This window comes from Massilia sp. (genome assembly GCF_046293535.1).
In the GTDB taxonomy this organism is placed as follows: domain Bacteria; phylum Pseudomonadota; class Gammaproteobacteria; order Burkholderiales; family Burkholderiaceae_D; genus Telluria.
The window spans coordinates 70,398-94,373 of the sequence record NZ_JBKBOV010000011.1; the positions used below are offsets into that span (position 1 = coordinate 70,398).

At 68.3% G+C, this 23,976-nt stretch carries 21 protein-coding genes; 9 read left to right on the forward strand and 12 right to left on the reverse strand.

Going from position 1 to position 23,976, the window contains the following annotated elements:
* The first annotated feature begins 172 nt into the window (after window positions 1-172).
* From ACK4S9_RS08770 to ACK4S9_RS08780, 3 genes are all read left to right on the forward strand, one after another.
* Window positions 173-1,066, forward strand: a complete 894-nt coding sequence (locus tag ACK4S9_RS08770) for an alpha/beta fold hydrolase (protein ID WP_409724295.1) — start codon at window positions 173-175, stop codon at window positions 1,064-1,066.
* 259 nt (window positions 1,067-1,325) lie between these two features.
* On the forward strand, window positions 1,326-2,750 hold the full coding sequence (locus tag ACK4S9_RS08775) for an APC family permease (RefSeq protein WP_409724298.1): 1,425 nt from the start codon (window positions 1,326-1,328) through the stop codon (window positions 2,748-2,750).
* 20 nt (window positions 2,751-2,770) lie between these two features.
* A complete protein-coding gene (locus ACK4S9_RS08780) occupies window positions 2,771-3,355 on the forward strand; it encodes an SAM-dependent methyltransferase (protein ID WP_409724300.1) in 585 nt (194 codons plus the stop codon).
* A gap of 18 nt (window positions 3,356-3,373) precedes the next feature.
* Here ACK4S9_RS08780 and ACK4S9_RS08785 read toward each other — a convergent pair whose 3' ends face one another.
* Entirely contained in the window at window positions 3,374-4,513 is a 1,140-nt protein-coding gene (locus tag ACK4S9_RS08785; RefSeq protein ID WP_409724302.1) for an MBL fold metallo-hydrolase, read from the reverse strand.
* A gap of 445 nt (window positions 4,514-4,958) precedes the next feature.
* On the opposite strand from ACK4S9_RS08785, the gene zwf reads away from it, so the two are divergent.
* Window positions 4,959-6,425: a glucose-6-phosphate dehydrogenase gene (gene zwf, locus ACK4S9_RS08790; protein ID WP_409724305.1), complete on the forward strand. Its 1,467-nt coding sequence runs from the start codon at window positions 4,959-4,961 to the stop codon at window positions 6,423-6,425.
* A 141-nt stretch (window positions 6,426-6,566) separates the two neighbouring features.
* Here the strand turns inward: zwf and ACK4S9_RS08795 are convergent, their stop codons facing one another.
* Entirely contained in the window at window positions 6,567-6,941 is a 375-nt protein-coding gene (locus tag ACK4S9_RS08795) for a DUF2784 domain-containing protein (RefSeq protein WP_409724308.1), read from the reverse strand.
* A 139-nt stretch (window positions 6,942-7,080) separates the two neighbouring features.
* Between ACK4S9_RS08795 and ACK4S9_RS08800 the strand changes: the two genes are divergently transcribed.
* Window positions 7,081-8,187 carry an alpha/beta fold hydrolase gene (locus ACK4S9_RS08800; RefSeq protein WP_409724311.1) on the forward strand — a complete coding sequence of 369 codons (1,107 nt, stop codon included), beginning with the start codon at window positions 7,081-7,083 and terminating at the stop codon, window positions 8,185-8,187.
* A gap of 3 nt (window positions 8,188-8,190) precedes the next feature.
* Here the strand turns inward: ACK4S9_RS08800 and ACK4S9_RS08805 are convergent, their stop codons facing one another.
* Window positions 8,191-8,664 (reverse strand): N-acetyltransferase family protein, encoded by a 474-nt coding sequence (locus ACK4S9_RS08805; RefSeq protein WP_409724314.1) that lies wholly within the window; start codon window positions 8,662-8,664, stop codon window positions 8,191-8,193.
* A gap of 122 nt (window positions 8,665-8,786) precedes the next feature.
* Between ACK4S9_RS08805 and ACK4S9_RS08810 the strand changes: the two genes are divergently transcribed.
* Window positions 8,787-9,482: a trimeric intracellular cation channel family protein gene (locus ACK4S9_RS08810; protein WP_409724317.1), complete on the forward strand. Its 696-nt coding sequence runs from the start codon at window positions 8,787-8,789 to the stop codon at window positions 9,480-9,482.
* A 13-nt stretch (window positions 9,483-9,495) separates the two neighbouring features.
* Here ACK4S9_RS08810 and ACK4S9_RS08815 read toward each other — a convergent pair whose 3' ends face one another.
* The 5 genes from ACK4S9_RS08815 to ACK4S9_RS08835 form a co-directional block, all read right to left on the reverse strand.
* Window positions 9,496-10,812, reverse strand: coding sequence for an MFS transporter (locus ACK4S9_RS08815; protein ID WP_409724319.1), 1,317 nt, complete (start codon window positions 10,810-10,812; stop codon window positions 9,496-9,498).
* 122 nt (window positions 10,813-10,934) lie between these two features.
* Window positions 10,935-12,380, reverse strand: a complete 1,446-nt coding sequence (locus ACK4S9_RS08820) for an NAD-dependent succinate-semialdehyde dehydrogenase (RefSeq protein WP_409724322.1) — start codon at window positions 12,378-12,380, stop codon at window positions 10,935-10,937.
* A 180-nt stretch (window positions 12,381-12,560) separates the two neighbouring features.
* Entirely contained in the window at window positions 12,561-12,704 is a 144-nt protein-coding gene (locus ACK4S9_RS08825; RefSeq protein ID WP_409724324.1) for a hypothetical protein, read from the reverse strand.
* Window positions 12,705-12,878: 174 nt separating this feature from the next.
* Window positions 12,879-13,781 (reverse strand): SMP-30/gluconolactonase/LRE family protein, encoded by a 903-nt coding sequence (locus ACK4S9_RS08830; RefSeq protein ID WP_409724326.1) that lies wholly within the window; start codon window positions 13,779-13,781, stop codon window positions 12,879-12,881.
* A 25-nt stretch (window positions 13,782-13,806) separates the two neighbouring features.
* Entirely contained in the window at window positions 13,807-14,040 is a 234-nt protein-coding gene (locus tag ACK4S9_RS08835; protein ID WP_409724328.1) for a hypothetical protein, read from the reverse strand.
* A 114-nt stretch (window positions 14,041-14,154) separates the two neighbouring features.
* Here ACK4S9_RS08835 and ACK4S9_RS08840 point away from each other — a divergent pair, with 114 nt between their 5' ends.
* The gene (locus tag ACK4S9_RS08840; protein WP_409724331.1) at window positions 14,155-15,555 is read left to right on the forward strand and encodes a PLP-dependent aminotransferase family protein; all 1,401 of its coding nucleotides are present in this window, start codon (window positions 14,155-14,157) and stop codon (window positions 15,553-15,555) included.
* On the opposite strand, the gene ACK4S9_RS08845 is transcribed toward ACK4S9_RS08840, so the two are convergent.
* Together ACK4S9_RS08845 and ACK4S9_RS08850 are read right to left on the reverse strand one after the other, a co-directional pair.
* A complete protein-coding gene (locus ACK4S9_RS08845; RefSeq protein ID WP_409724334.1) occupies window positions 15,552-17,174 on the reverse strand; it encodes a phytoene desaturase family protein in 1,623 nt (540 codons plus the stop codon). The genes ACK4S9_RS08840 and ACK4S9_RS08845 overlap by 4 nt on opposite strands.
* A 74-nt stretch (window positions 17,175-17,248) precedes the next feature.
* The gene (locus ACK4S9_RS08850; protein WP_409724337.1) at window positions 17,249-18,475 is read right to left on the reverse strand and encodes a YeeE/YedE family protein; all 1,227 of its coding nucleotides are present in this window, start codon (window positions 18,473-18,475) and stop codon (window positions 17,249-17,251) included.
* A 108-nt stretch (window positions 18,476-18,583) separates the two neighbouring features.
* Here ACK4S9_RS08850 and ACK4S9_RS08855 point away from each other — a divergent pair, with 108 nt between their 5' ends.
* Window positions 18,584-19,345, forward strand: coding sequence for a DUF1080 domain-containing protein (locus ACK4S9_RS08855; RefSeq protein WP_409724340.1), 762 nt, complete (start codon window positions 18,584-18,586; stop codon window positions 19,343-19,345).
* A gap of 10 nt (window positions 19,346-19,355) precedes the next feature.
* Here ACK4S9_RS08855 and ACK4S9_RS08860 read toward each other — a convergent pair whose 3' ends face one another.
* On the reverse strand, window positions 19,356-19,556 hold the full coding sequence (locus ACK4S9_RS08860) for a hypothetical protein (protein ID WP_409724342.1): 201 nt from the start codon (window positions 19,554-19,556) through the stop codon (window positions 19,356-19,358).
* A gap of 93 nt (window positions 19,557-19,649) precedes the next feature.
* Window positions 19,650-21,854 (reverse strand): OsmC domain/YcaO domain-containing protein, encoded by a 2,205-nt coding sequence (locus ACK4S9_RS08865; RefSeq protein ID WP_409724345.1) that lies wholly within the window; start codon window positions 21,852-21,854, stop codon window positions 19,650-19,652.
* 272 nt (window positions 21,855-22,126) lie between these two features.
* On the opposite strand from ACK4S9_RS08865, the gene ACK4S9_RS08870 reads away from it, so the two are divergent.
* Window positions 22,127-23,896 (forward strand): glycoside hydrolase family 9 protein, encoded by a 1,770-nt coding sequence (locus tag ACK4S9_RS08870; protein ID WP_409724347.1) that lies wholly within the window; start codon window positions 22,127-22,129, stop codon window positions 23,894-23,896.
* Window positions 23,897-23,976 lie beyond the last annotated feature (80 nt).

A 23,976-nucleotide genomic window follows, 5' to 3' on the forward strand; every position in this document is an offset into this window, starting at 1 on the left:
CGCCGAAAGGCGCCGCGCGGTTGCTCTTCGATACTGCTGGGCACACAATAGGATGTCAATTCGTAAAGCTTTCGCTTGGGCATATTTACAACAGGCGGTCCGCGTCAGGCTGTTGTAAGGCCTGGCTGCCTGAGGCTGTTACACTTTCCCGATCTTCAGCCCGGACCTTCGCATGCACGACACCCTGTTTCCCGGTTTTCGTTCCTTCATTGAAGAAACGCTCGATGGCAACATGATCGCCGGCGTAATCGGCGGCGATGGTCCGCCGCTCCTGCTGCTGCACGGCCATCCACAGACCCATGCGATCTGGCACAAGGTGGCGCCGCTGCTGGCGCAGCACTTCAGCGTGGTCGCCGCCGACCTGCGCGGCTACGGCGATTCGTCCAAGCCGCGAGGCTTGCCCGACCACGCGAACTACAGCAAGCGGAGCATGGCCGCCGACATGCTGGCCCTCATGCGCCGGTTCGGGTTCGCGCGTTTCCGGGTGATGGCCCACGACCGCGGCGCGCGCGTGGCGCACCGCCTGATGGCGGACCACCCGCAGGCGGTGGAGCGCGCCGTGCTGCTCGACATCGCGCCGACCCTGGCCATGTACGAAGGGACGGACGAAGCCTTCGCGCGCGCCTACTGGCACTGGTTCTTCCTGATCCAGCCGGCGCCGCTGCCGGAACGCCTGATCGAGGCCGACCCCGGCGCCTACCTGCGCGACGTGATGGGGCGGCGCAGCGCCGGCCTGGCGCCGTTTGAGGCGCGCGCGCTGGCCGAGTACGCGCGCTGCCTGGCCCTGCCCGGCGCCGCGCACGGCATCTGCGAGGACTACCGGGCCGCCGCCGGCATCGACCTCGAACACGACCGCGCCGACCGCGCGCTCGGGCGCCGCATCGACACGCCGCTGCTCGCCCTGTGGGGCGAGCAAGGGGTGGTGCAGCGCTGCTTCGACCCGCTGCTGGAGTGGCGCAAGGTGGCCGCGCAGGTCGAGGGCGAAGCCCTGGACTGCGGCCACTACATCCCCGAGGAAGCGCCGGAGGCGCTGCTGGCGCGGGCGCTGCCCTTCCTGCTGGCGTGATCCGTTCGTAGGGTGGCCGGCTCCGCCGGCCGCGCGTTCAACTCCCCAAACGCCGCGGCTGCGCATCGCGGGCCCGGTCGCGCGGTCGGCAAGCCGACCACCCTACCGCGTTTCAGGCGCGCGCCACGCGGCAAAACGCTTCCCTATAATCGGTCGCCGCAGGACCGCGTGCCCAGCTGCGCGGCCCTGTGCACGATGCGCTATGGGCCGGTGCGCTCTTCGCCGGCAAAGTTCCCTCTATTACGTTGATCGGCACCACATGGACCGTACCGATGAGGACTTGTTTGCGTCGACCGGCGACGGCACCACGCCGCGCCGTCTGCTCGGCCTGCGCCAGGCCGTGGCCCTGATCGTCGGCGTCGTCATCGGCGCCGGCATCTTCAAGTCGCCCTCCATCGTCGCCGGCCTCAGCGGTAGCGCCGACTGGATGTTCGCCATGTGGATTCTGGGCGGCCTGGTCTCGCTGGTCGGCGCCCTGTGCTATTCCGAACTCAGCACCGCCTACCCGCATCCCGGCGGCGACTACCATTTCCTGCACCGCGCCTACGGCCGCGCCACCGCCTTCCTGTTCGGCTGGGCCCGCTTCGCGGTGATCACCACCGGCTCGATCGCCCTGCTGGCCTTCGTGTTCGGCGACTACATGCAGCAGGCCGTGCCGCTCACCATGTTGCCCGCGGGCTGGGGCGCCACCGCCTATGCCTGCGCCGTGATCGTCGTCCTGTCGATCGTCAACCTGCAGGGCTTGCGCACCGGCGCCGGCGCCCAGATGTGGCTGACGCTGGCCGAGATCGGCGGCCTGTTGCTGCTGGTGATAGCAGCCGCCTTCTTCACCGACGCGGCCCCCGCATTCGCCCCGGCCGCGTCCGCGCCGCAAGCGGCGGCGCCGGTCTCGTTCGGCATGGCCATGGTCTTCGTCCTGCTCACCTACGGCGGCTGGAACGAGGCGGCCTACATCAGCGCCGAGATCCGCGGCGGCGCCGCCAGCATGGTGCGCGCCCTGACGCTGTCGATCCTGATCATCACCACCCTCTACCTGATGGTCACCTGGGCCTGCCTGCAGGTGCTCGGCATGCAGGGCATGGCCCGGTCCGAGGCGCTGGCGGCCGACGTCATGGGCGTCGCCTTCGGGTCCTCGGGCGAAAAAGTCATTTCGGTGCTGGTGGCCATTTCGGCCCTGACCTCGATCAATGCCACCATGATCGTCGGCGCACGCACCGGCTTTGCCATGGGGCGCGACTGGCGCGCGCTGCGCAAGCTCGGCCAGTGGAACGGCGAGAACAGCACGCCCACCGTCGCGATGTCGATCCAGTGCGTCGCCGCCCTGCTGCTGGTCGGCATCGGCGCCGCGTTCGGCAGCGGCTTCAAGGCCATGGTGGAATTCACGGCGCCGGTGTTCTGGCTGTTCTTCCTGCTCAGCGGCGTGTCGCTGTTCGTGCTGCGCCGGCGCGAGCCGGATCTACCGCGGCCGTTCCGGGTTCCGCTGTATCCGCTGCTGCCCCTGCTGTTCTGCGCCACCTGCGCCTACATGCTCTGGTCCAGCCTGTCCTACGTGTACAGCCAGTCGCTCGGCGGGCTGAACGCGGCCTGGATCGGCGTGGCCGTGCTCGCCAGCGGATCGCTGCTGCTGCTCTTCCTCGACCGGAAGGACGGCCTTGACCCCGCCAAAACAAGATCCGTTCCCTAGTCCCACCTGAAGGAGTCCACATGCATACCGACGAACGCCGCCGTACCCTGCTGCTGTCCGCCGCCGCGGGCAGCATCCTGTTGCCGACCCGCGCGCTGGCCCAGGCGCTGGCCGAGCCCGAACGCCTGGACGTCCCCTATGTGCCCACGCCCCAGGAAGTGGTCGACCGCATGCTCGAGATGGGCAGGGTCGGCAAGAACGACGTGCTGTACGACCTCGGCTGCGGCGACGGCCGCATCGTGGTCACTGCGGCCAAGAACCGGGGCGCACGTGGTACCGGCATCGACCTGAACCCGGTGCGCATCGCCGAGGCGAAGGAAAACGCCAAGGCCGCCGGCGTAGCCGACCGCGTCAACTTCAAGGTGGGCGACCTGTTCCAGGCCGACGTGTCGCCGGCCACGGTGGTGACCCTGTACCTGCTGCCTTCGGTGAACGTCAAGCTGCGGCCGCGCTTGTGGCAGCAGCTCAAGGTCGGCACCCGGGTGGTGTCGCATGCCTTCGACATGGGACCGGAATGGCCGCCCGAGAAGAAGGACGAGGTCGACGGCCGCACCATTTATTACTGGACCATCACCCAGGCCAACAAGAACGCCGCGAAGGCCTGAGCGGCGCAACAGCGCGGCTCAGGGGCCCGAGGCCGCCGCCGTTGCCGCCGCGCCTGCCGCAGCCGGCGGCGGCAGACGATAGGTCTCGCCGATGCGCATCACGCCGAAGGCTTCCTCGCTCACGCCCTGGGCCTGGCGCGCGATGGCCAGGTCGCGCGGGGCCTGGTCGATGCGCTCCTGTCCCATCGGGAAGCTGCCCCAATGCATGCCGACGCTGCGCCGCACCCGCAGCTCGCGGTGGATGCGCACGGCTTCATCCGGGCTGACGTGGGAATTGCGGTACCACACCGGCTGGTAGGCGCCGATGCCGATCGCGGCCAGGTCGAAGCCGTTCGGGAAGCGCGCAGCGATGTCCTGGATGTCCTTCGAATAGCCCAGGTCGCCCGAGAAGAAGAAGGAGAAGCCGGGACGGCTGACTGCCCAGGCGCCCCACAGGGTTTCGTTGCGGTCGACCAGGCCGCGCGCCGACCAATGGTGCACCGGCAGGAATTGCAGTTCCAGGCCACGCAGGTTCGCCTTGTCCCACCAGTCGAAGCGGGCGATGCGCGAGCGGTCGCCGTCGGTCACGTGTTTTTCCAGCCACAGGTCGACGCCCAGCGGCGCGTACAGCATCGGCGCGCCGCCCTTCTGGCGGTACAGCGCGCGCAGCGAGGCCAGCGACAGGTGGTCGTAATGCGAATGGCTGATCAGGATGGCGTCGATGTGTGGCAACTCTTCCAGCGCCACGCCGGGCGCTTGGTGCCGCTTGGGGCCGGCGAAGGACAAGGGCGAGGCGCGCTCGTCGAACACCGGATCGAACAGCATGTTGACGCCGCTGCCGGTCTGCAGCAGGAAGCTGGCGTGGCCGATCCAGGTCAGCGCCGGCTCGGTCTTGTTCGCGTGGATGTAAGCCAGGTCGGCCGGCACGGTCGGCACCGGCGCCAGGGGCAGGCGCTCGGAGCCGTCCGAAGTCCAGTTCCTGAAGCGTCCGACCCAGCCCTCGACGAAGCCGACTTTCGGGCGCTGGTAGGCGGGATTCGATGGGTAGTTGTTGGCGAAGCCCTCGGGCCGGTGGTGCGGCTTGCTCGCGTCATAGTAGGGATTGACTTGCGCGCAGCCGGCAAGCAGGGAGGCGGCGAGGATGGCGCCGGTAGAGGCAAGGCGGGCTGGCAGGGGCATGGAGGACGCGCGACGATGGAAAACGGCGAGTATAAGGGATCGCGCTCACGGGGGGCGAAGCGTATCGGATCTGTCCCGGATCGTGCAGACAAGATTTGCACGAAGCGCCCCGAATGCAAATATTCTTTGCATAAACAACAACAAATGCAAACGAACCATGGTCAGCAGACCACCGGCCGCATGCCGCCCGGCAGGCCCGCCCGGCATTTTGCCATTTCCTTATTGTTGCCCAGGATGTAAGCTATGGGGTCCAGCGCGAACGCTGGCGACGCCCGCGCCTCCACCCAGCGCCGCGGGTGTCCCGTCTGGCCACAAGCGGGACGTCTCGTGCGCATCCACTGCCATTCTGCTACCGTATCGGGGCAGCGGCGGCGCACCCGCCCGGCACCAAGCCGGTGTAGCAGCGACCTCTATAACTTTTCTGGCTACCTATTAGCTGTTCACTATGACCTCTTCGACAGATACCGATAACGCTCTCCCTCTCGACATGATCATCTTCGGCGGCATGGGCGACCTGGCGATGCGCAAGCTGCTCCCCGCGCTCTACATGGCCTACCTGCACGGCAACCTGCCGCCGCAGACCCGCATCATCTCGACCGGGCGCCAGGAGTTCGACCGCGACGCCTATCTGCGCTTCGTCGAAGACAACTCGCGCTCCTTCATCGCAAACGACAATTTCAACGAGAAGACCTGGGACGGTTTCCTGCAGCTGCTCGAATACGTGCGCCTCGACGTCCAGGCCGCGCCCGACTTCAGCGCCCTGGCCAAGGCCGCCCACCCGGGCGCGCAGCGCGTGTTCTACCTCTCCACCTCGCCCAGCCTGTTCACCACCATCTGCGACAAGCTGGCCCAGGCCGGCCTGGTCGACGAGCGCGCGCGCGTGGTGCTGGAAAAGCCGCTGGGACAGGACCTCCCTTCGGCCATCGAGATCAACGAAGCGGTCGGCAAGCACTTCGCCGAATCGCAGATCTACCGCATCGACCACTACCTGGGCAAGGAGACCGTGCAGAACCTGATGGTGCTGCGCTTCGGGAACTCGATCCTGGAACCGCTGTGGCGCGCGCCGAACATCTCGAGCGTACAGATCACGGTGGCCGAGGAAGTCGGCGTCGGGAGCCGCGCCGGCTTCTACGACAGCACCGGCGCGATGCGCGACATGGTGCAGAACCACCTGCTGCAGCTGCTGTGCATCGTCGCCATGGAGCCGCCCACCTCGCTCTCGCCCGACGCGGTGCGCGACGAGAAGCTGAAAGTGATCCGCTCGCTGCGCCGCCTCAAGCTGGCCGACATCGCGCGCGACACGGTGCGCGGGCAATACGTGCATGGCGTCAGCGGCAACCAGGAAGTGGGCGGCTACCTCGAGGAAAAGAACGTCCCGGCGGACAGCAAGACCGAGACTTTCGTGGCCCTGCGCGCCCACGTCGACACCTGGCGCTGGTCCAAGGTGCCGTTCTACCTGCGCACCGGCAAGCGCATGGCGCGCCGTTCCTCCAAGATCGTGGTGGAGTTCGCCAATCCGCCGTTCTCGCTGTTCCCCGACATGCCGGGCGGCGTCGCCAACCGCCTGGTGATCGAACTGCAGCCGGAAGAAGCGATCAAGCTGCAGATCATGGCCAAGCAGCCCGGCAGCGGCATGCAGATGCAGCAGGTGGCGCTGAACCTCGACCTGCAGTCGGCCTTCCAGCAGCGCCGCGCCGAGGCCTACGAGCGCCTCCTGATCGACGTGGTGCGCGGCCGCCTGACCCACTTCATGCGCCGCGACGAACTCGAAGCCGCCTGGGCCTGGGCCGACCCGATCATCGAGGGCTGGAGCGCATTGGGCGAAAAGCCGCATCCGTATGCGGCCGGCTCCTGGGGACCCGCGGAAGCCTTCGCGCTGCTGGCGCGCGACGGCTTCGCCTGGGTCGAGTAAGTCGCTTTCGTAGGGGTGATCTGGTCCAGTGGACCAGATCACGCGTCGCCGACCGCGCGTTCAACTGACAGACGCTCCGCCACAGCGCATCACGGAGCAGGACGCGCGCACGGCAAAGCCGGCTACGCGCCCCGGTGCACCCTACGACGGCACGGACCTGCGCCGCGTGCGCAGGATCCACGCGTACAGCACGCCATTGACGACGAGTACGCCCGCGGCCAGCCCCAGCTGCAGGCCGCGCGTCATCTCGCCCGGATAGATCAGCGGCAGCAGGTAATGCTCGACGAAGCCGCCGCCGTAGCCCGCGTCACCCGCCAGCTGGCGCAGGCGGTTTTCCGCATGGGTCAGCGGGCAGATCGCGCCCAGCACCTCGATGCCGAAGCCCCAGGCGGCGGCGGCCAGGTGCAGCGGCAGCAGGCGCGGCCAGCGCAGCACAGCCAGGGCGCCGAACACCACGAACAGGATGAAGCCCAGGTGCAGGAGCAGCACCGCATCGGCAAGGAAACGATAGGCCATGCTTGAACGGTCTCCCAGGAAACGTTCGACAGGGCCAGTTTAATACGTCGCAAACGCCCGCGCCATTCGAGGCGTGCACGCTTGAAGCCCGGCGCCGGGCGGCGTACAGTTGCTGGTCTTCGAACACGCCGAGAACGCCATGCACGCCCTGAAACCGCAAGCCTTTGCCCTGCCCCCGTTTGCTTCGCTTGGAGCGAGCGTACTGAAGAACATGGACCGCAGCCGCCAGGCGCGCGGCAAGCTGCTCGATCGCGCCGGCTACGGTCCGCAGGAAACCCCGTTCACCATCCTGCACAGCGAAGCGGGCCTGAACCTGCGCCGCTTTGGCGGCACCAATGCCGACGGCCCCGCCGTCCTGCTCGTTCCCGCCCCGATCAAGCGTTCCTACATCTGGGACCTGGCGCCCGAGACCAGCGTCGTGCGGCGCTGGATGGAGCACGGCTACCAGGTCTACCTCGCCGAATGGACGCCGCTGCCGGACGACGCGGCCGACCAGGACTTCGGCCTGGACGACTACGGCGATCGCCTGCTGGGCGCCTGCCAGCAGGCGATCGAACGCGACAGCGGCAAGGCAACGCTCACCATCGCCGGCCATTCGCTGGGCGGCATCCTGGCCGCGATCTACAGCTGCCTGCACCCCGAGCGGGTCGATGCCACGGTGCTGCTGGAATCGCCCCTGCATTTCGAAAAGCGATCCTGCTGCTTCACGCCGCTGATCGAGGCCACGCCGCATGCGCGGCCCATCGCGGACGCCTTCCGCCAGGTGCCGGGCGTATTCCTGAACATGATGAGCGCCATCGCCGAACCCCACGCCTTCCAGTGGGAACGCATGATGGACCGCTGGCTCTCGCTCGCCCACCCGCAACTGCTCGCCACCCACATGCGGGTGGAACGCTGGACCCACGACGAGTTCCCGCTGCCGGGCCGGCTGTTCACCGACCTGGTCGAGCAGCTCTACCGCAAGGACGAGTTCATGCAGGGGGCGCTGAGCATCGGCGCACGCCAGATCGGCCCGCAAGACCTGCGCGCGCCCCTGGTCAGCGTGCTCGATCCGCGCAGCAAGCTCATCCCCGAGGCGGCGATGCGGCCCTTCCACGAGGCCGCGGGTAGCGAGCGCAAGTGCCTGCTGCACTACGAAGGCGACGTTGGCGTCAACCTGCAGCACGTGGGCGTGCTGGTCGGGACCAGTGCCCACGCCCGCATCTGGCCGTCCATCTTCGACTGGCTCGCCGGCCTGCGGCAATGAAGCCTAGGGCCGCCAGCGCAACTGCAGGCGGCCGGCCTCTTCCGCCTCCACCGTAAAGCCCAGCGCCGCGTACAGCCGGCGCGCGCCATGGTTGTCGGTGCGCACCGCCAGCGTCAGCTCGCGCCCTTCGCGCGCTGCCTGCTCCTGCAGGCGGCGCAGCGCCTCGCCCGCCACGCCCCGGCCGCGCGCCTGTGGCATCACGGCGATGTCGACCACCCGCAGCGCGCCCGGCACGCCGGCGGTGACCAGCCGGCCCACGGGATCGCCGTCCAGCTCGAGCACCTGGTACAGGGCATCCGGGTAGCTGCTGCGATAACCCGCCACCTGCATCTGCTGCTGCATGGCGATGATGCCGTCGACGTAGCGCGGATCGGCAAGCAGGCCCAGCAGATCGTCGCGGGTGGATCGGTACAGGGCCAGGAAGAAGGCCTCATCAAGCGGCAGGGCGGGCCGGATGCGCAGGGCGGCAAGAGACATGGCAGGAAGGCTGGGCAGGGTGGACGATTCCCGGCAGTATATCCGGTAGCGGACTCGGCCACGGGCGCCGGATTCTAGGCTACCATGCCGGCATTCTCCGCCACTACGACCCAAGGATCCCCGTGTTACCCGTAATCGCTCTCGACGTGGGAGCCGCCATCAAGACCCTGGTGCTGACCCTCGACCTGTTCGGCACCTTCGTCTTCGCCCTCAGCGGCGCCATCGCCGGCGCGCGCCGCCGCCTCGACATCTTCGGGGTGCTGGTGCTGTCCTTCGTTGCCGCCACCTCGGGCGGCATCGTGCGCGACCTCCTGATCGGCGCCACCCCGCCGGCCGCGATACGGGACTGGCGCTACCTGGCCGTGTCCTTGCTGGCCGGCCTGGTCATTTTCTTCTGGTATCCGATCGTCAACCGGCTGCGTAATCCGGTCCTGATCTTCGACGGCGCCGGCCTGGCGCTGTTCTGCGTGGCCGGCGCGCAAAAGGCGCTGGTGTTCGGCGCCGACCCGTGGGCGGCCGCCCTGCTCGGCATGTTGACCGGCATCGGCGGCGGCGTCGCGCGCGACGTGCTGCTCAACGACGTACCGGCGGTGTTCCGCTCCGACATCTACGCGCTCGCCGCACTTGCCGGCGCCAGCGTCGTGGTGCTCGGCGACGCGCTGCAACTGCCCGCCGCCCCCACCGCCAGCGCCGGCGCCGCCCTGTGTTTCGGCCTGCGGGTGGCCGCGATCCGCTTCGGGTGGCACCTGCCCACGGCCCGCCACCCGGACGGACCCGACGACGAAGCGAAGGATCCGAAGCACGGCGAATATCGCTGAGGCCGCCCCGGCTTCAGTCGAGGGCGCGCCGGCGCGACTCCAGGTCGACGCACAGGATCGCCGCCGCGCCGATGACGAGAAACGCCGCCAGCATGGCCAGCGCCAAGGTGAAGTGGGTCGCCATCACCGGCGCCACGATGCTCGGCGCGAACAGGCCGCCGAAGCGGGCCACCGCGCCTGCCGTCCCCATTCCGCTGGCGCGCAGGCCGGTCGGGTAGACCTCGGGCGTGAACGCATACAGGGCGCCCCAGGTGCCGAGCATGGCAAAACTCATCAACAGGGTCGAGCCGACCACCAGCCAGGTGGCGTTGCCCAGGCTGTAGGCCATGCAGCCGGCGGCGCTCAGCAACAGAAAGCCCACGAGGGTCGGCTTGCGCCCCCAGCGCTCCACGCCATGGGCCGCCAGCGCAAAGCCGGGCAGTTGCACCAGCGCCAGCAGGATCAGGAATTCCTGTCCGCGCATGAAGCCGAATCCCTCGCTGCTCAGTTTCACCGGCAGGTAGACGAAGACGCCATAGTAGGCGACGGAAATGAGCATCCACGCCAGCAACAGCGCGGCGCTGCGGCGCCGCAGCTTGCCGGCGAACAGGGCGAACAGCGGCTGCCTGCCCCCGCTGTCCGGCGCCAGCGGCGGGATCTCGACCTGGCGGCCGTTCACCGCGGCCACCCGCGCCAGCACGGCGCGCGCCTCTTCCGCCTTGCCGCTGCGGTTGAGGAACATGGGCGACTCCGGCACGAACAGGCGCAGGACGACGCCGATGAGCGCCGGCAGGCCGGTCACCAGGAAGATCACGCGCCAGGCATCCGCCCCCCAGCGCAGCGCGACCAGGGCCAGCACCGCCAGCAGGATCGTGCCGACGGCCCAGAAGGATTCGAGCAGCACCAGCCAGCGCCCGCGCCGGTCGCTGGGGAGGAATTCGGCCATCATGGTGTAATCCACCGGCAGCGTGCCGCCGACGCCGACACCGGTCAGGAAGCGCAGCACCAGCAGCCAGCCCAGGTCGGGTGCAAACGCAGAGGCGACCCCGAAGCAGGCATCGATCAGCACCGCGGCCATCAGCACCGGCCGGCGCCCGATGCGGTCCGCCAGGCGCCCGAAACCGAAGGCGCCCACCAGCATCCCGACAAAGAACCAGGTCCCGGTCCGCAGCGCTTCGGGCAGGCTGACGCCGAAGGTCTGCGCGATCGACGGGGCGCTGAAGCCGATCGACAGCACCTGCATGGCGTCGGCCATCCAGACCAGGCCGAAGATGGCGAACAGCCGGTACTGGAAACGGCCGACGCCGGCCGCCTGGATTGCCTGCTCTACTGTCGCCGCCATGGTGGACATCGATGTTTTCTCCCCTCTCATGGCCGGAGTGTGCAAGAAGAATCGATGGCGAACCGTGCAATGGAAGACACTGGGACGAAAAAAATGCCTGCGATGCAGGCATTTTGGGGACGCTTGGGCTCTTACACGCCGACCATCGAAACGGCCTTGGTGTTGAGATAGGACTCCAGCGCTTCCGGACCGCCCTCCGAACCGTAGCCCGAATCCTTGATGCCGCCGAAGGGCAGCTCGGCGCTCGGGGTGGCCGGCTGGTTAATCCACAGCATGCCGACTTCGACCCGGTTCATCAGGAGCTGGGCGTTCTTGATCGAGCGGGTGAAGGCGTAGCCGGCCAGGCCGTACGGCAGGCGGTTCGCTTCCGCGATCGCGTCTTCCAGGCTGTCGAAACCGCGCACCGCGGCCAGCGGGCCGAAGGGCTCGTCGTTGAACACGCTCGCCTCCAGGGGCACATCGGCCAGCACGGTCGGCGCGAAGAAGTTGCCGGCCTGGCCGACGCGCTCGCCGCCGGTGGCGAGCACGGCGCCCTTGGCGCGCGCGTCCTCGACGAACTGGGCCATGGCGCTCAGGCGGCGCGGATTGGCCAGCGGGCCGAGGGTGGTGCCCTCCTGCAGGCCGTCGCCCAGCTTCAGGCCTTCGGCATGGGCCACCAGCGCGCGGGTGAACTCGTCCTTGATCGCGTTGTGGACCAGGAAGCGGGTCGGCGAGATGCACACCTGGCCGGCGTTGCGGAACTTGGCCGCGCCGGCCGCCTTGACGGCCAGCGCCACGTCGGCGTCCTCGGCGATGATCACCGGCGCATGTCCGCCCAGCTCCATGGTGACGCGCTTCATGTGGGCGCCGGCCAGGGCGGCCAGTTGCTTGCCGACCGGGGTCGAGCCGGTGAAGGTGACCTTGCGGATGATCGGGTGCGGGATCAGGTAGCCGGAGATCTCGGCCGGGTCGCCGAACACCAGGCCCACGACGCCGGGCGGCACGCCGGCATCGACGAAGCACTGGAACAGGGCCGCCGGCGAGGCCGGGGTTTCCTCGGGCGCCTTGCACAGGAAGGAACAGCCGGTGGCCAGGGCGGCGGCCAGCTTGCGCACCACCTGGTTGATCGGGAAATTCCACGGGGTGAAGGCGGCGACCGGACCGACCGGCTCCTTCAGCACCAGCTGCTGGGCGGCCGGGTTGCGCGATGGCACGATACGGCCGTAGACGCGCATGCCCTCGGCGGCGAACCAGTCGATGATCTCGGCGCCGGCCATGGCTTCCATCTTGGCTTCGGCCAGCGGCTTGCCCTGCTCCTGGGTCAGCAGGCGGGCGATGTCGCCGGCGCGCTCGCGCAGCAGGTTGGCGGCGCGGCGCATGGTAGCGGCGCGTTCGGCGGCGGTGACCTTGCGCCAGGCCTCGAAGCCTTGCTGGGCGGCGGCCAGGGCGCGGTCCAGGTCGGCGGTGCTGGCGTGGGCCACGCTGCCGATCGCCTGGCCGGTGGCGGGATTCACCACCGGAATCGTCTTGCCGCCAGTGGCGTCTTGCCATTCGTTGGCGATGAGGAGTCTGGTGTCGGGGTAGCTGGAAGTCGTCATGGAGCGTCGCGTCCTTTGTTCAGATGGCCGGTATTGAAGGAATTGACATCATAACCTTTGCCGGCACACCCTGCAGGACCTAGGCCTGTGCCGCGCCAGAAACACGAAAGCCCCTGGGACACAGGGGCTCTCTCGCAGCAGTTCCGCAACCCGGCCAGCGGACGCGGCCACCCGGCCTGCTTACATATAGTAGGCGCCGTTCACGGTGTAGGGCTTGCCGGCGAATTCGAGCGCGCGGACCAGCTTCCTGCCCAGGGCGGCCATCAGGCTACGGAAGGCGCTGTTGGTTTCAGGACGGATCGAATCGATGGTAATGGCGTTCATATTGCTTCCTTTTTATTGTGGTGCGTTGGGCGATGAACACAGGATATGCGCCATAGAGAAATTAGTCCAATTGCGATTTTGGATTTCAGCGATAATAAAAATGTATAACAGAGGAAGGCGCACTTGTCCGTGTTATCACGCCCAGGCATACCCCTACCGTCGTTTCCCGATATCTCAGCCGAGCGCAAACGGGACCTGCGGCAGCCCCGGGGTCGGGCTGCGGAAGGCGAACAGCCCGCCAGCCAGCGGCTGCCGCGCCCGCTCCTCGGGACTCAAGCCCTTCCAGGCCGTGGTGACGTAGACGGTACGCAAGTCGGCGCCGCCGAAAGCCAGCTTGGTGATATTGGTGCACGGAAAGCGCACGCTGCCCACCAGCCGTCCCGCCGCCGTATAACGCTCGATCCGGCCGGCGCCGAACAAGGCGATCCACAGATGCCCGTCGGCGTCGACCGCCATGCCATCGGGGCGGCTGGTTTCCGGCAGCTGCAGGAAGACCCGCTTGGCGGCCAGGCTGCCGTCCTCGCGCAGGTCGAAGGCGTACACGCGGCGCAAGGGCGTGTCCGTGTGATACAGGGTCTTGCCGTCCGGGCTGATGGCCGGGCCATTGGTGATGACGTAACCGGCGTCGGCGCGCGCCAGCAGGCCATGCCGGTCGAGCCGGTACAGGGCGCCAGTCGGCGCGGCCTGGCCGTCGTCCATCGAGCCGAACCACAGGTTGCCGCGGGCGTCGACGTGGCCGTCGTTGAAACGGTTGCCCGGCAGCTCGTCTTCGATCTTGCGCAGGAGTGCGAACGCGCCATCCGCCTCGTCGAAGCGGTACAAGCCGTCTTCCAGTGCGCACACCAGGCCGCCGCCGGAGGCCGGGACCACGAATCCGGGCTGGCCTGGGGCGTCCCAGCTGCGCCGCGCGCCGCCGTCCGCGGCGCAGCGATGGATGCGCCGGCCCTTGATGTCGACGAACCGGACGACGCCCGATGTGGGGTCCCACAGCGCCCCCTCTCCCAGCTCGGCGCCCACATCCCAGATGCATTCCGGCGCCGATGAGGCCGCGGACGAGAGCGTGGTGTCGACGTTCATGGTATTCAGGTGTGCTGCGCCGTCGCTACAGGTTAAAGTCCAGACCGAGCTCGCGGATCAGGAAGAAAGTAAGCAAGCCCAGCGCCAGTAGCGACAACACGAAGATTACCGTCACCTTGGCGGCCGCGCGCAGCACCTCGCGCTTGTCCATCCGCTTTTGCTTCTGCGCCTGGTCGTAATGCCACTTTACGGCGAAAAACATGCCGATGCCCAGGGCGAGAACCTTGAACGTACCGGCAACGATAGGGAACCAATCCATGATGGTGAGCCAATGCAGATGAGAGGGAAAATGGCGGCGACTGCATACAAGAGTGGTCTTGCTGCGCGTCCTGAGGCATTCTACCGAAAAGCAATTTCCATACATTGAGACAAAATGTCCCAGTTGAGATCCATACAAGATATCGAATCCCCAAGCTGGTTGCCGCGCCTGGCCGCGCACGGCGGGCCGCGTTTCCTGCAGATTGCGGATGCCCTGCAGGCGGCGGTGGCGGACGGTTCCTTGCGGCCGGGCGAGCGCCTGCCTCCGCAGCGCCGGCTGGCGGCGCACTTGGAGGTCGACCTGACGACCGTCACCCGCGCCTATGACGAAGCCAGGCGCCGCAACTTGCTGGAAGGCCGCGGCGCGCGCGGCACCTATGTCGCGGCGCCAAAAGTCGAATTGAGCACGGTGCTCGACCTGAGCATGAATACCCCGCCGCCGCCGGACGGCGTCGACTTCGACGACATGCTCAAGCAAGGACTGGCGCAAGTGCTGATGCGCTCGGACAATGCCTTGCTGATGAACTACCACCTGGGCGGCGGCAGCGATGCCGAGCGCCAGGCCGGCGCCCGCTGGCTCGCTCCGATGTTCGGGCAGCTCGATCCCGGGCAGGTCCTGGTCTGTCCGGGCGCGCAGGCGGCGATCGCCGCATCGATGCTGGCGCTGACCGCGCCGGGCGACGTCATCCTGGCCGAGCCGGCCTGCTATCCGGGCCTGCGCGCCGCGGCGACCCAGTTCGGCCGCCGCATCCTTGCGGTGCAGGCGGACCAGCACGGGATGGTCCCCGCGATGCTCGAGCAAGCCTGCCGCGCCCACCAGCCCGCGCTGGTCTACCTCAACCCGACCTGCCAGAACCCGACCACGGTCACCATGCCCGAACGCCGCCGCAAGGAACTGGCCGCCGTCGCCCAGCGCTGCGCCGTGCGCCTCGTCGAAGACGATCCGTACTGGCTGCTCGCCGATGCCGCGCCGGCGCCCGTCGCCACCTTCGCTCCGCAACAGACCTATTACATCTCGACCCTGTCGAAATGCCTGACGCCCGGCTTGCGTCTCGCTTTCGTGCTGGTACGCGATCCGCAGGAACGCGAACGCTTTCTTGACGCGCTCAGGGCGTTTGCGCTGATGGCCGCCCCGCCGACGGCGGCGCTGGCCACGCAGTGGATCCTGGACGGATCGGCCGACGCATTGCTGGAGGGCGTGCGCCGGGAGGCGCGCCTGCGCCAGCGGATGGCGCGCGACATCCTTGCCGGGCGCATCGGCGCCGCCGGAGACGGGCTGCACCTATGGCTCGAACTGCCGGCCTACTGGAACTCGTCGCGACTTGCGCTTGCGGCCGAGAGCGAAGGCATCGCCGTCACGCCGGCCGAGGCCTTCGCCACGAACGGTGATTCCGTGAATGCGATCCGGATTTCGCTGGGCAGCATCCAGGACCGCGCCCGCCTGCAAGCGGGCCTGCAGCGGCTGTCCGGACTGCTGGCGCGGCGGCCCGACTCGTTCAGCGCCGCCGTGGTCTAGCGGGCGGGCGCTCCTACCGGCCGGCGGCCGCGCGCGAGGTCGCACAGCACCTCGCGCGCCGCATTGTGGCCGGGCGCGCCGGTGACGCCGCCGCCCGGGTGGGTGCCGGAACCGCAGGTGTACAGCCCGGGAACCGGGCCGCGGTAATCGGCGTGCCCCAGCATCGGACGCGCCGCGAACAGTTGGTCCAGTCCCAGTGCGCCGTGGAAGATGTCGCCTCCGACCAGGCCGAAGGTCCGTTCCAGGTCCAGCGGGCTCATGATCTGGCGCCCGAGCACGGAACGCTTGAAGTTGGGCGCAAGGCGGTCGACGGTATCGATCATCAGGTCGGCCACCTCCTCGCGATGCGCGTCCCAGCTGGCGCCACCCGGCAGCTGAGGCGCCACGTGCTGGCAGAACAGGCTGGCCACGTGCTGGCCCGCGGGCGCCAGGCTGGGGTCCAGCGTGGACGGAATCAGGAGCTCGACGATGGGCTCGCGCGACCAGCCATGGGCGCGCGCATCCATGTAGGCGCGCTCCATGTACTGCAGGCTCGGCGCGATGATGATGCCGCTGCCGTGGTGCTCGGCGGCCTGGGTGCCCGGCAGGCAGCTGAAGCTCGGGAGCTCCGACAGCGCCACGTTCATGCGAAAGCTTCCGGAACCGCAGCGCCAGGCCTGCATGCGCCGCAGGAAGTCGGCGGGCAGCGCGCCCGGGTCGACCAGCCGGGTGTACAGCAGGCGCGGATTCAGGTTCGATACGACGGCGCGCGCGACCAGCCGTTCGGCGCTGCCCGTCACGACGCCGCAGGCGCGCCCCTGGTCCAGCAGCACCTCTTCCACCGCGCAGCCGGTGCGGATCTCCACGCCCAGGGCCTGGGCCGCCCTGGCCATCGCCTGGGTGATGGCGCCCATGCCCCCGATGGCGTGGCCCCAGGCGCCCTTCTTGCCGTTGACTTCGCCGAACACGTGGTGCAGCAGCACGTAGGCCGATCCGGGCGTGTAGGGACTGGCGTAGTTGCCCACCACGCTGTCGAAACCATAGGCCGCCTTGATCGGCGCGCTCTCGAACCAGCCATCCAGGTAGTCGCCGGCCGACTTGGTGAACAGGTCGAGCAGCTCGCGCTGGGCGGCGAGCGACAGGCCGCGCACCCGGTTGCCGAGCTTGCCGGCCTTGATCAGCTCGGGCAGGGCCGCGAGCCAGCTGCCCTGCACCCGGTTCGGCGGCGTCTGCAGCACCAGGTCGCGCAGCAGGTCGGCCGCGCCGTCGAGATGGCGCCCGTAGTCCGCGAGGCGGTCGGCGTCGCGCTGGGAGAACTTGGCGACTTCAAGCGCCGTCCTGCCGGCGCCGAGCTTCAGGTAGCGGGTGTCGTCCAGGGGCAGGAAGTTCGACAGCGGCCGCTCGACGATGCGCAGGCCGTGGCCGGCCAGGTTCATGTCGGCGATGACCTTGGGGTTGAGCAGCGACACGGTGTAGGCCGCGACCGAGTTGCGGAAACCCGGGTGGAATTCCTCGGTGACCGCGGCGCCGCCGACCACCTGGCGCCGCTCCAGCACGGTGACCTTCAGCCCGGCGCGCGCCAGGTAAAAGGCGCATACCAGGCCATTGTGGCCGCCCCCGATGATGATCGCGTCGCGCATCTGCCGTCTCCCCGGATAACAGGAGCATTATGTCCCAAGGGCAGGACGGATGCACCTCGCAAAAGTAGCGGGTTTCAGCAGCCGGTTTGCTTCACGCGCTCGACTTCGAGGCCGAACAGGGGGCGCAGGCGCGTCCCGAAGACGTTGCCGATGAAGGCGGCGACCAGCCACAGCCAGCCATGCAGGCTGCCGGACAGGATGCCGCTGAAGTAGGCGCCGATATTGCAGCCATAGGCCAGGCGCGCACCGTAGCCGAGCAGCAGGCCGCCGACCACCGCCGCGACCAGCGAGCGCAGCGGCAGGCGCCAGACCGGCGCGTAGCGGCCGGCGAGCGCCGCGGCCAGCATCGCGCCCAGCACGATGCCGATGTCCATCACCGAGGTCACGTCGCGCCACAGCGGCGCCTCCAGGGCCGCGGCGTTGGCCGTGGTCGACCAGTAGGTCCAGCCGGCGACGTCGACGCCGAGCGCGGACAGGGTCTTGGCGCCCCACAGCGCGAACGCCGAGGTCACGCCCCAGGGACGCCCGGCCAGGGCCAGGGTGGCGAAGTTCAGGATCACCAGCGCGATGGCGCCGGCCACCAGCGGCCACGGGCCATGCAGCCAGCGCGGGCCGGGCGCCGCCTGCGGCTGCGCGGTGACCAGGCGTCCGTGGCGGCGCTTCTCGACGGCGACGGTGATGGCCGCGATCAGCGCGAACACGGCCAGGTTCAGCGCCAGCGCCGGAGCCAGGCCCAGCACGTTCACCAGCGACATCGGCGCCAGTTGCGGCTGCGCGGTCCAGAACGGCATGTGGGCGGTGGCGATCACGGAACCGGCGATGAAGGCGACCAGCGTCACCAGCATCCGCGTGCTGCCGCCGCCGACGGTGTACAGGGTGCCGGAGGCGCAGCCGCCGCCCAGCTGCATGCCGATGCCGAAGATGAAGGCGCCGACGATCACCGAGGTGCCGGCGGGCGACACCAGGCCGGTCACCGGGGCGCCGAACAGCGTGCCGCTGGAGAGCACCGGGAAGAACAGCAGCACGCCGAGCGCGAGCATGAGCATCTGGGCGCGCAGGCCGGCGCCGCGCCCGTCGGCGATGAACACCCGCCAGGCCGAGGTGAAGCCGAAGGCGGCGTGATACAGGGTGACGCCGAGCAGCGCACCCACGGCGTAGAGCGCGGCCTGGCGCCAGCCGGCAGCCTGCGCCAGGAACCAGGCCCCTGCCACGATCAGGAGGAGCGAGACGGCCAGGGGCTTCAGCTTGATGTCGATGCCGCGGCCGGCGGACAGGGAGGACAAGGATGCTGGAGTGGACATGGGAAATCGATCCTGGAAGCGGGAAACCTGTCATTGTCGCGTGTTTTCGCGATTCTTGCAGGCCCGGCGCATGTTATCCTGCTTGCCATTTTATCCATGGGGTGATCGATGATGTCGAGATTGGGCGCGGCGCTGGCCGGACTGTCGATGCTGGTTCCGGCCTTCGCCGCCGAGCGGCAAGCGCCGGACCCGAAGGCGACCGAAGTATGGGCGCCGGAACCCAGGCGCGTCGCCCCTGGCAGCGCGGGCGCCGCGCCGTCCGACGCGATCGTGCTGTTCGACGGAACGCACCTGGCGGAATGGGTCCAGGCCGCCGCGCCCGAGCGCCCCGCCGCCTGGACCGTGGCCGGCGGCACGCTCACCGTGCGCGGCGGCAGCGGCGACATCCAGACCAGGCGCCTGTTCACCGACTATCAAATCCACCTCGAATGGCGCGTGCCGGCCGCGCTCACGGGCCGCGGCCAGGCCCGGGGCAACAGCGGGCTGTTCCTCGCATCGACGGGCAGCGGCAGCGGCTACGAGATCCAGATCCTCGACTGCGCCGACAACACCACCTACGCCAACGGACAGGCGGCCAGCCTGTACAAGCAGCACATCCCGCTGGTAAACGCCTGCGCCGCGCCGGGAGAATGGCAAAGCTACGACGTCATCTGGACCGCGCCGCGCTTCGCGGCCGATGGCACCCTGCTCTCCCCGGCCTACGTGACCGCCCTGCACAACGGCGTGCTGGTGCACAACCGTGTCGCCCTGCAGGGCGAGACGGTGTACGCGGGCACACCGGCATATCGCCGGCACGGCCCCGCGCCGATCAAGCTGCAGGACCACGGCGACGCGGTCAGCTTCCGGAATATCTGGGTGCGCCCGCTCTGAGCGCCGCGGCTCAGCCCACCATGCGCGCGATCGTGCCGATCAGGAGGGCCACGCCGTCGGCCATGAGTTTCGCGCCGATCGCCCCGACCACGACCAGCACGGCCAACTGGACGAGGCGCAGCGCCAGTTCGTGGCCGCGCCAGCGGCGGCCGAAGCGCAAGGGGCGGTGCAAGCGTTCCGCGAGATGCGGCGAGGCCAGTCGAAGTTTCATGATCGTCTCCGCTATTTATATGTATGCGTAGCTTCAGCATACTCCTCGACCAGCCCGCCTGCAAATACGCGGGACAATTCCTGTGCGCGCCGCCTAGCGGGTGGCCTGCGCCGCGGCGGCGCGCGCCTTGTGCAGCTTGCGGTAGCTGTCGATCAGGCGCTGGTGCCGGTCCAGTCCCTCGAGCGCCATGCTGGTCGGCGTCAGGCCATGGAAGCGCACGCTGCCGTCGAGGGCGCCCAGGGCCGCGTCCATCCGCGCGTCGCCATACATGCGGCGGAAATTGACGACGTAATCGTCCAGCTCCATTTCGTCGTCGAGCGCCACTTCCAGCACCACGTCCAGGGCCTGGTAGAACAGGCGGCGCTCGACGGTGTTGTCGTTGTACTGCAGGAAGGCTTTCACCAGTTCGTGCGCGTCCTCGAAGCGGCGCAGGGCCAGGTTGATCAGGAGGCGCAGTTCGAGCACCGTCAACTGGCCCCATTCGGTGTTCTCGTCGAACTCGACGCCGATCAGGGTGGCGATGTCGGCGTATTCGTCCAGTTCGTTGTTTTCCAGGCGCTCGAGCAGCGCGCCCAGGGCCTCGTCGTCGAGGCGGTGCAGGTTCAGGATGTCTTCGCGGAACAGCAGGCTCTTGTTGGTGTTATCCCAGACCAGGTCTTCCACCGGATAGACCTCGGAGTAGCCGGGCACCAGGATGCGGCAGGCCTGGCTGCCCAGTTGGTCGAGCACTGCCGTATACACTTCCTTGCCCATGTCGGCCAGGATGCCGAGCAGGGTCGCGGCCTCGGTGGCGTTCGCATCCGGGCCCTGGGCCGAGAAGTCCCATTCGACGAAGTCGTAGTCCGACCTGGCGCTGAAGAAGCGCCACGACACCACCCCGCTCGAATCGATGAAGTGCTCGACGAAGTTGTAGGGCTCGGTCACGGCCTCGCTGGCGAAGGTCGGTTGCGGCAGGTCGTTCAGGCCTTCGAAGCTGCGGCCCTGCAGCAGCTCGGTCAGGCTGCGCTCCAGCGCCACCTCGAAGCTCGGATGCGCGCCGAAGGAAGCGAACACGCCGCCGGTGCGCGGGTTCATCAGGGTGACGCACATGACCGGGTACTGCCCGCCCAGCGACGCATCCTTGACCAGCACCGGAAAGCCCTGCTCTTCCAGGCCGCGGATGCCAGCGACGATGCCCGGGTATTTCGCCAGCACTTCCTGGGGAACGTCGGGCAGGGCGACTTCGCCTTCCAGGATCTCGCGCTTGACGGCGCGCTCGAAGATCTCGGACAGGCACTGTACCTGGGCTTCGGCCAGGGTATTGCCGGCGCTCATGCCGTTGCTGGCGTACAGGTTTTCGACCAGGTTGGACGGGAAGTACACGGTTGCGCCATCCGACTGGCGCGTGAAGGGCAGCGAGACGATGCCGCGCTCGGCGTTGCCCGAGTTGGTGTCGATCAGGTGCGAGCCGCGCAGCTCGCCGTCCGGGTCGTACACGTCCAGGCAGTATTCGTCCAGGATCTCGCTTGGAAGCGCATCGTCCGGACCGGGCTTGAACCAGCGTTCGTTCGGATAGTGGACGAAAGGCGCGTTGGCGATATCCTCGCCCCAGAACACGCCCGCATAGAAGTGGTTGTTGTTCAGGCGTTCGATGTATTCGCCCAGGGCCGAGGCGAGCGCGCTTTCCTTGGTCGCGCCCTTGCCGTTGGTGAAGCACATCGGCGAATGCGCATCGCGGATGTGCAGCGACCAGACATTCGGCACGATATTGCGCCACGAGGCGATCTCGATCTTGATGCCCCAGCTCGCCAGCATGGCGGACATGTTGGCGATGGTCTGTTCCAGCGGCAGGTCCTTGCCGGGGATATAGGTTTGCGAAGCCGCATCCGGCTGCAGGGTCAAGAGCGCCTGAGCGTCGGCGTCGAGGTTCTCGACCTCTTCGATCACGAATTCCGGGCCCTGCTGGACCACCTTCTTCACCGTGCAACGCTCGATCGAGCGCAGGATGCCCTGGCGGTCCTTCTCGGAGATGTCGGCCGGCAGCTCGACCTGGATCTTGAAGATCTGCTTGTAGCGGTTTTCCGGGTCGACGATATTGTTCTGCGACAGGCGGATATTCTCGGTCGGGATGTCGCGGGTATTGCAGTACAGCTTCACGAAGTAGGCCGCGCACAGGGCCGACGACGCCAGGAAGTAATCGAAAGGTCCGGGCGCGGAGCCGTCGCCCTTGTAGCGGATGGGTTGGTCGGCGATCACCGTGAAGTCGTCGAATTTCGCTTCCAGGCGTAGCTTGTCGAGGAAGTTGACCTTGATTTCCATAATAAATCCTTGATACCTGCTTGAACTGACATGGCCAACGCGAGAGTCCGCGACTGGGCGCTTGCCCGACCATCCAAATGACAAGGCCCTGCTGAAGCAGGGCCTCTGTCGAACATGCCATTATCCCCGACCGCAAGGGTGCCTGCAATCGATTTGCCGGCCGGTGTGGCGCGGCCGTTGACTCGGCTTGATGCCCGACGGTATTATGAAATCGATTTCAAGCGACCGATCCGGACCAACCGGACAGCGCGATACCAACAACAGGAGACAGCATGAAGCACCCCGCCTACCCGTCCGGCATGTTCCATCCACCACGGCGCCTGCGCTTGAGCGCCGCGTGCGCCGTCCTCATGCTTGGCGGCCACGCGCAGGCGGCCGGCACGCCACCGGCCAGCATCAAGCTCAACCAGGTTGGCTACCTGCCGGCCGCGCAAAAGCTGGCGGTGGTGCCGGCGCCCGCGCAGGCGCGCTTCGCGGTGGTCGATGCGGCCAGCGGCAAGCCGGTGTTCGAGGGCAGCCTGGGCGGCGCTGCCACCTGGGACGCCTCGAAGGAGCGGGTGCGCGTTGCCGATTTTTCCAGCCTGCGCACGCCCGGCAGCTACCGCCTGCGCGTGGCAGGACTGCCCGACTCGGCGCCCTTCTCCATCCAGAGCGGCGTCTACCGCGCGCTCGACATCGCGGCGATCCGCAACTATACGCTGAACCGGAGCGGCATCGCCCTCACCCCGGCCGTGGCTGGTCCGTATGCGCGCCCGCTGGCGCACCCGGATACCCAGGTCCTGGTCCATGCCTCGGCCGCGTCGAAAGCGCGTCCCGCCGGCACCGTGATCTCCAGCCCGAAGGGCTGGTACGACGCCGGCGACTACAACAAGTACATCGTCAACTCCGGCATCAGCACCTATACCCTGCTGGCGGCCTACGAGCACTTCCCCGAGTGGTTCGGCAAGCTCGCCTTGAACCTGCCGGAATCCGGCAACGGCCTGCCCGACATCCTCAACGAGGCGCTGTGGAACCTCGACTGGATGCTCAGCATGCAGGACCCGAACGACGGCGGGGTCTACCACAAGCTCACCAACAAGGCCTTCGACGGCATGGTCATGCCCGAAAAGGCGACGGCGCCGCGCTACGTGGTGCAAAAGACCACCACGGCCACGCTCGACTTCGCCGCCGTGATGGCGGCGGCCAGCCGGGTGCTGGCGCCCTTCGACAGCCAGCAGCCGGGCCGCTCCGCGCGCTACCTGGCCGCGGCCGAGAGCGCATGGCGCTGGGCCGAGGCCAATCCGAACGTCCTGTACCAGCAGCCGGCCGACATCCAGACCGGCGCCTACGGCGACAAGAGCGCCGAGGACGAATTCGCCTGGGCCGCCGCCGAACTCCTGATCAGCACGGGCAAGCCGGCCTACCGCGCCCGCGCCTTCGCCCATGCGGGCAGCGCCGCCACGGGAACCGAGCCGGGCTGGGCCGACGTCGGCATGCTGGGCTGGATCTCGCTCGCCCAACACGCCGCGCGCCTGCCGGCGGGCGTGGACGCCGCGCCCGCGCGCAAGCAGCTGCTCGCGGTCGGCGACCGGCTGGTCGAGCGCTGGCGCGCCTCGCCCTATCGCGTCACCATGGGAAGCAAGGATTTCGTCTGGGGCAGCAGCTCGGTGATCCTGAACCAGGCCATGATGCTGGTGGCGGCCTACCGGGTCGAGCCGCGGCCGGACTACCTGAACGCGGCGCAGTCGGCGCTCGACTACGTTTTGGGGCGCAACGGCCCCGGCATCTCCTTCGTCACCGGCTTCGGCGCGCGCTCGCCGATGCACCCGCACCACCGCCCGTCCGAGGCCGACGGCGTCGCTGCGCCGGTGCCGGGCATGCTGGTGGGCGGCCCCAATCCCGGCCAGCAGGACGCCAAGGATTGCCCGGTCCCCTATCCGTCCAGGCTGCCGGCGCTGTCCTGGATCGACCACATGTGCAGCTACGCCAGCAACGAGATCGCCATCAACTGGAATGCGCCCCTGGTCTACGTGGCGGCGGCGATGGAGTCGCTGCAGCGCTGAAACAGGCTGGCAACACCGATTGTTAGGCGCAAACATTTCTATTGCCTGGCAATCGGCTCCTGCTCTACACTTCCCCGAGT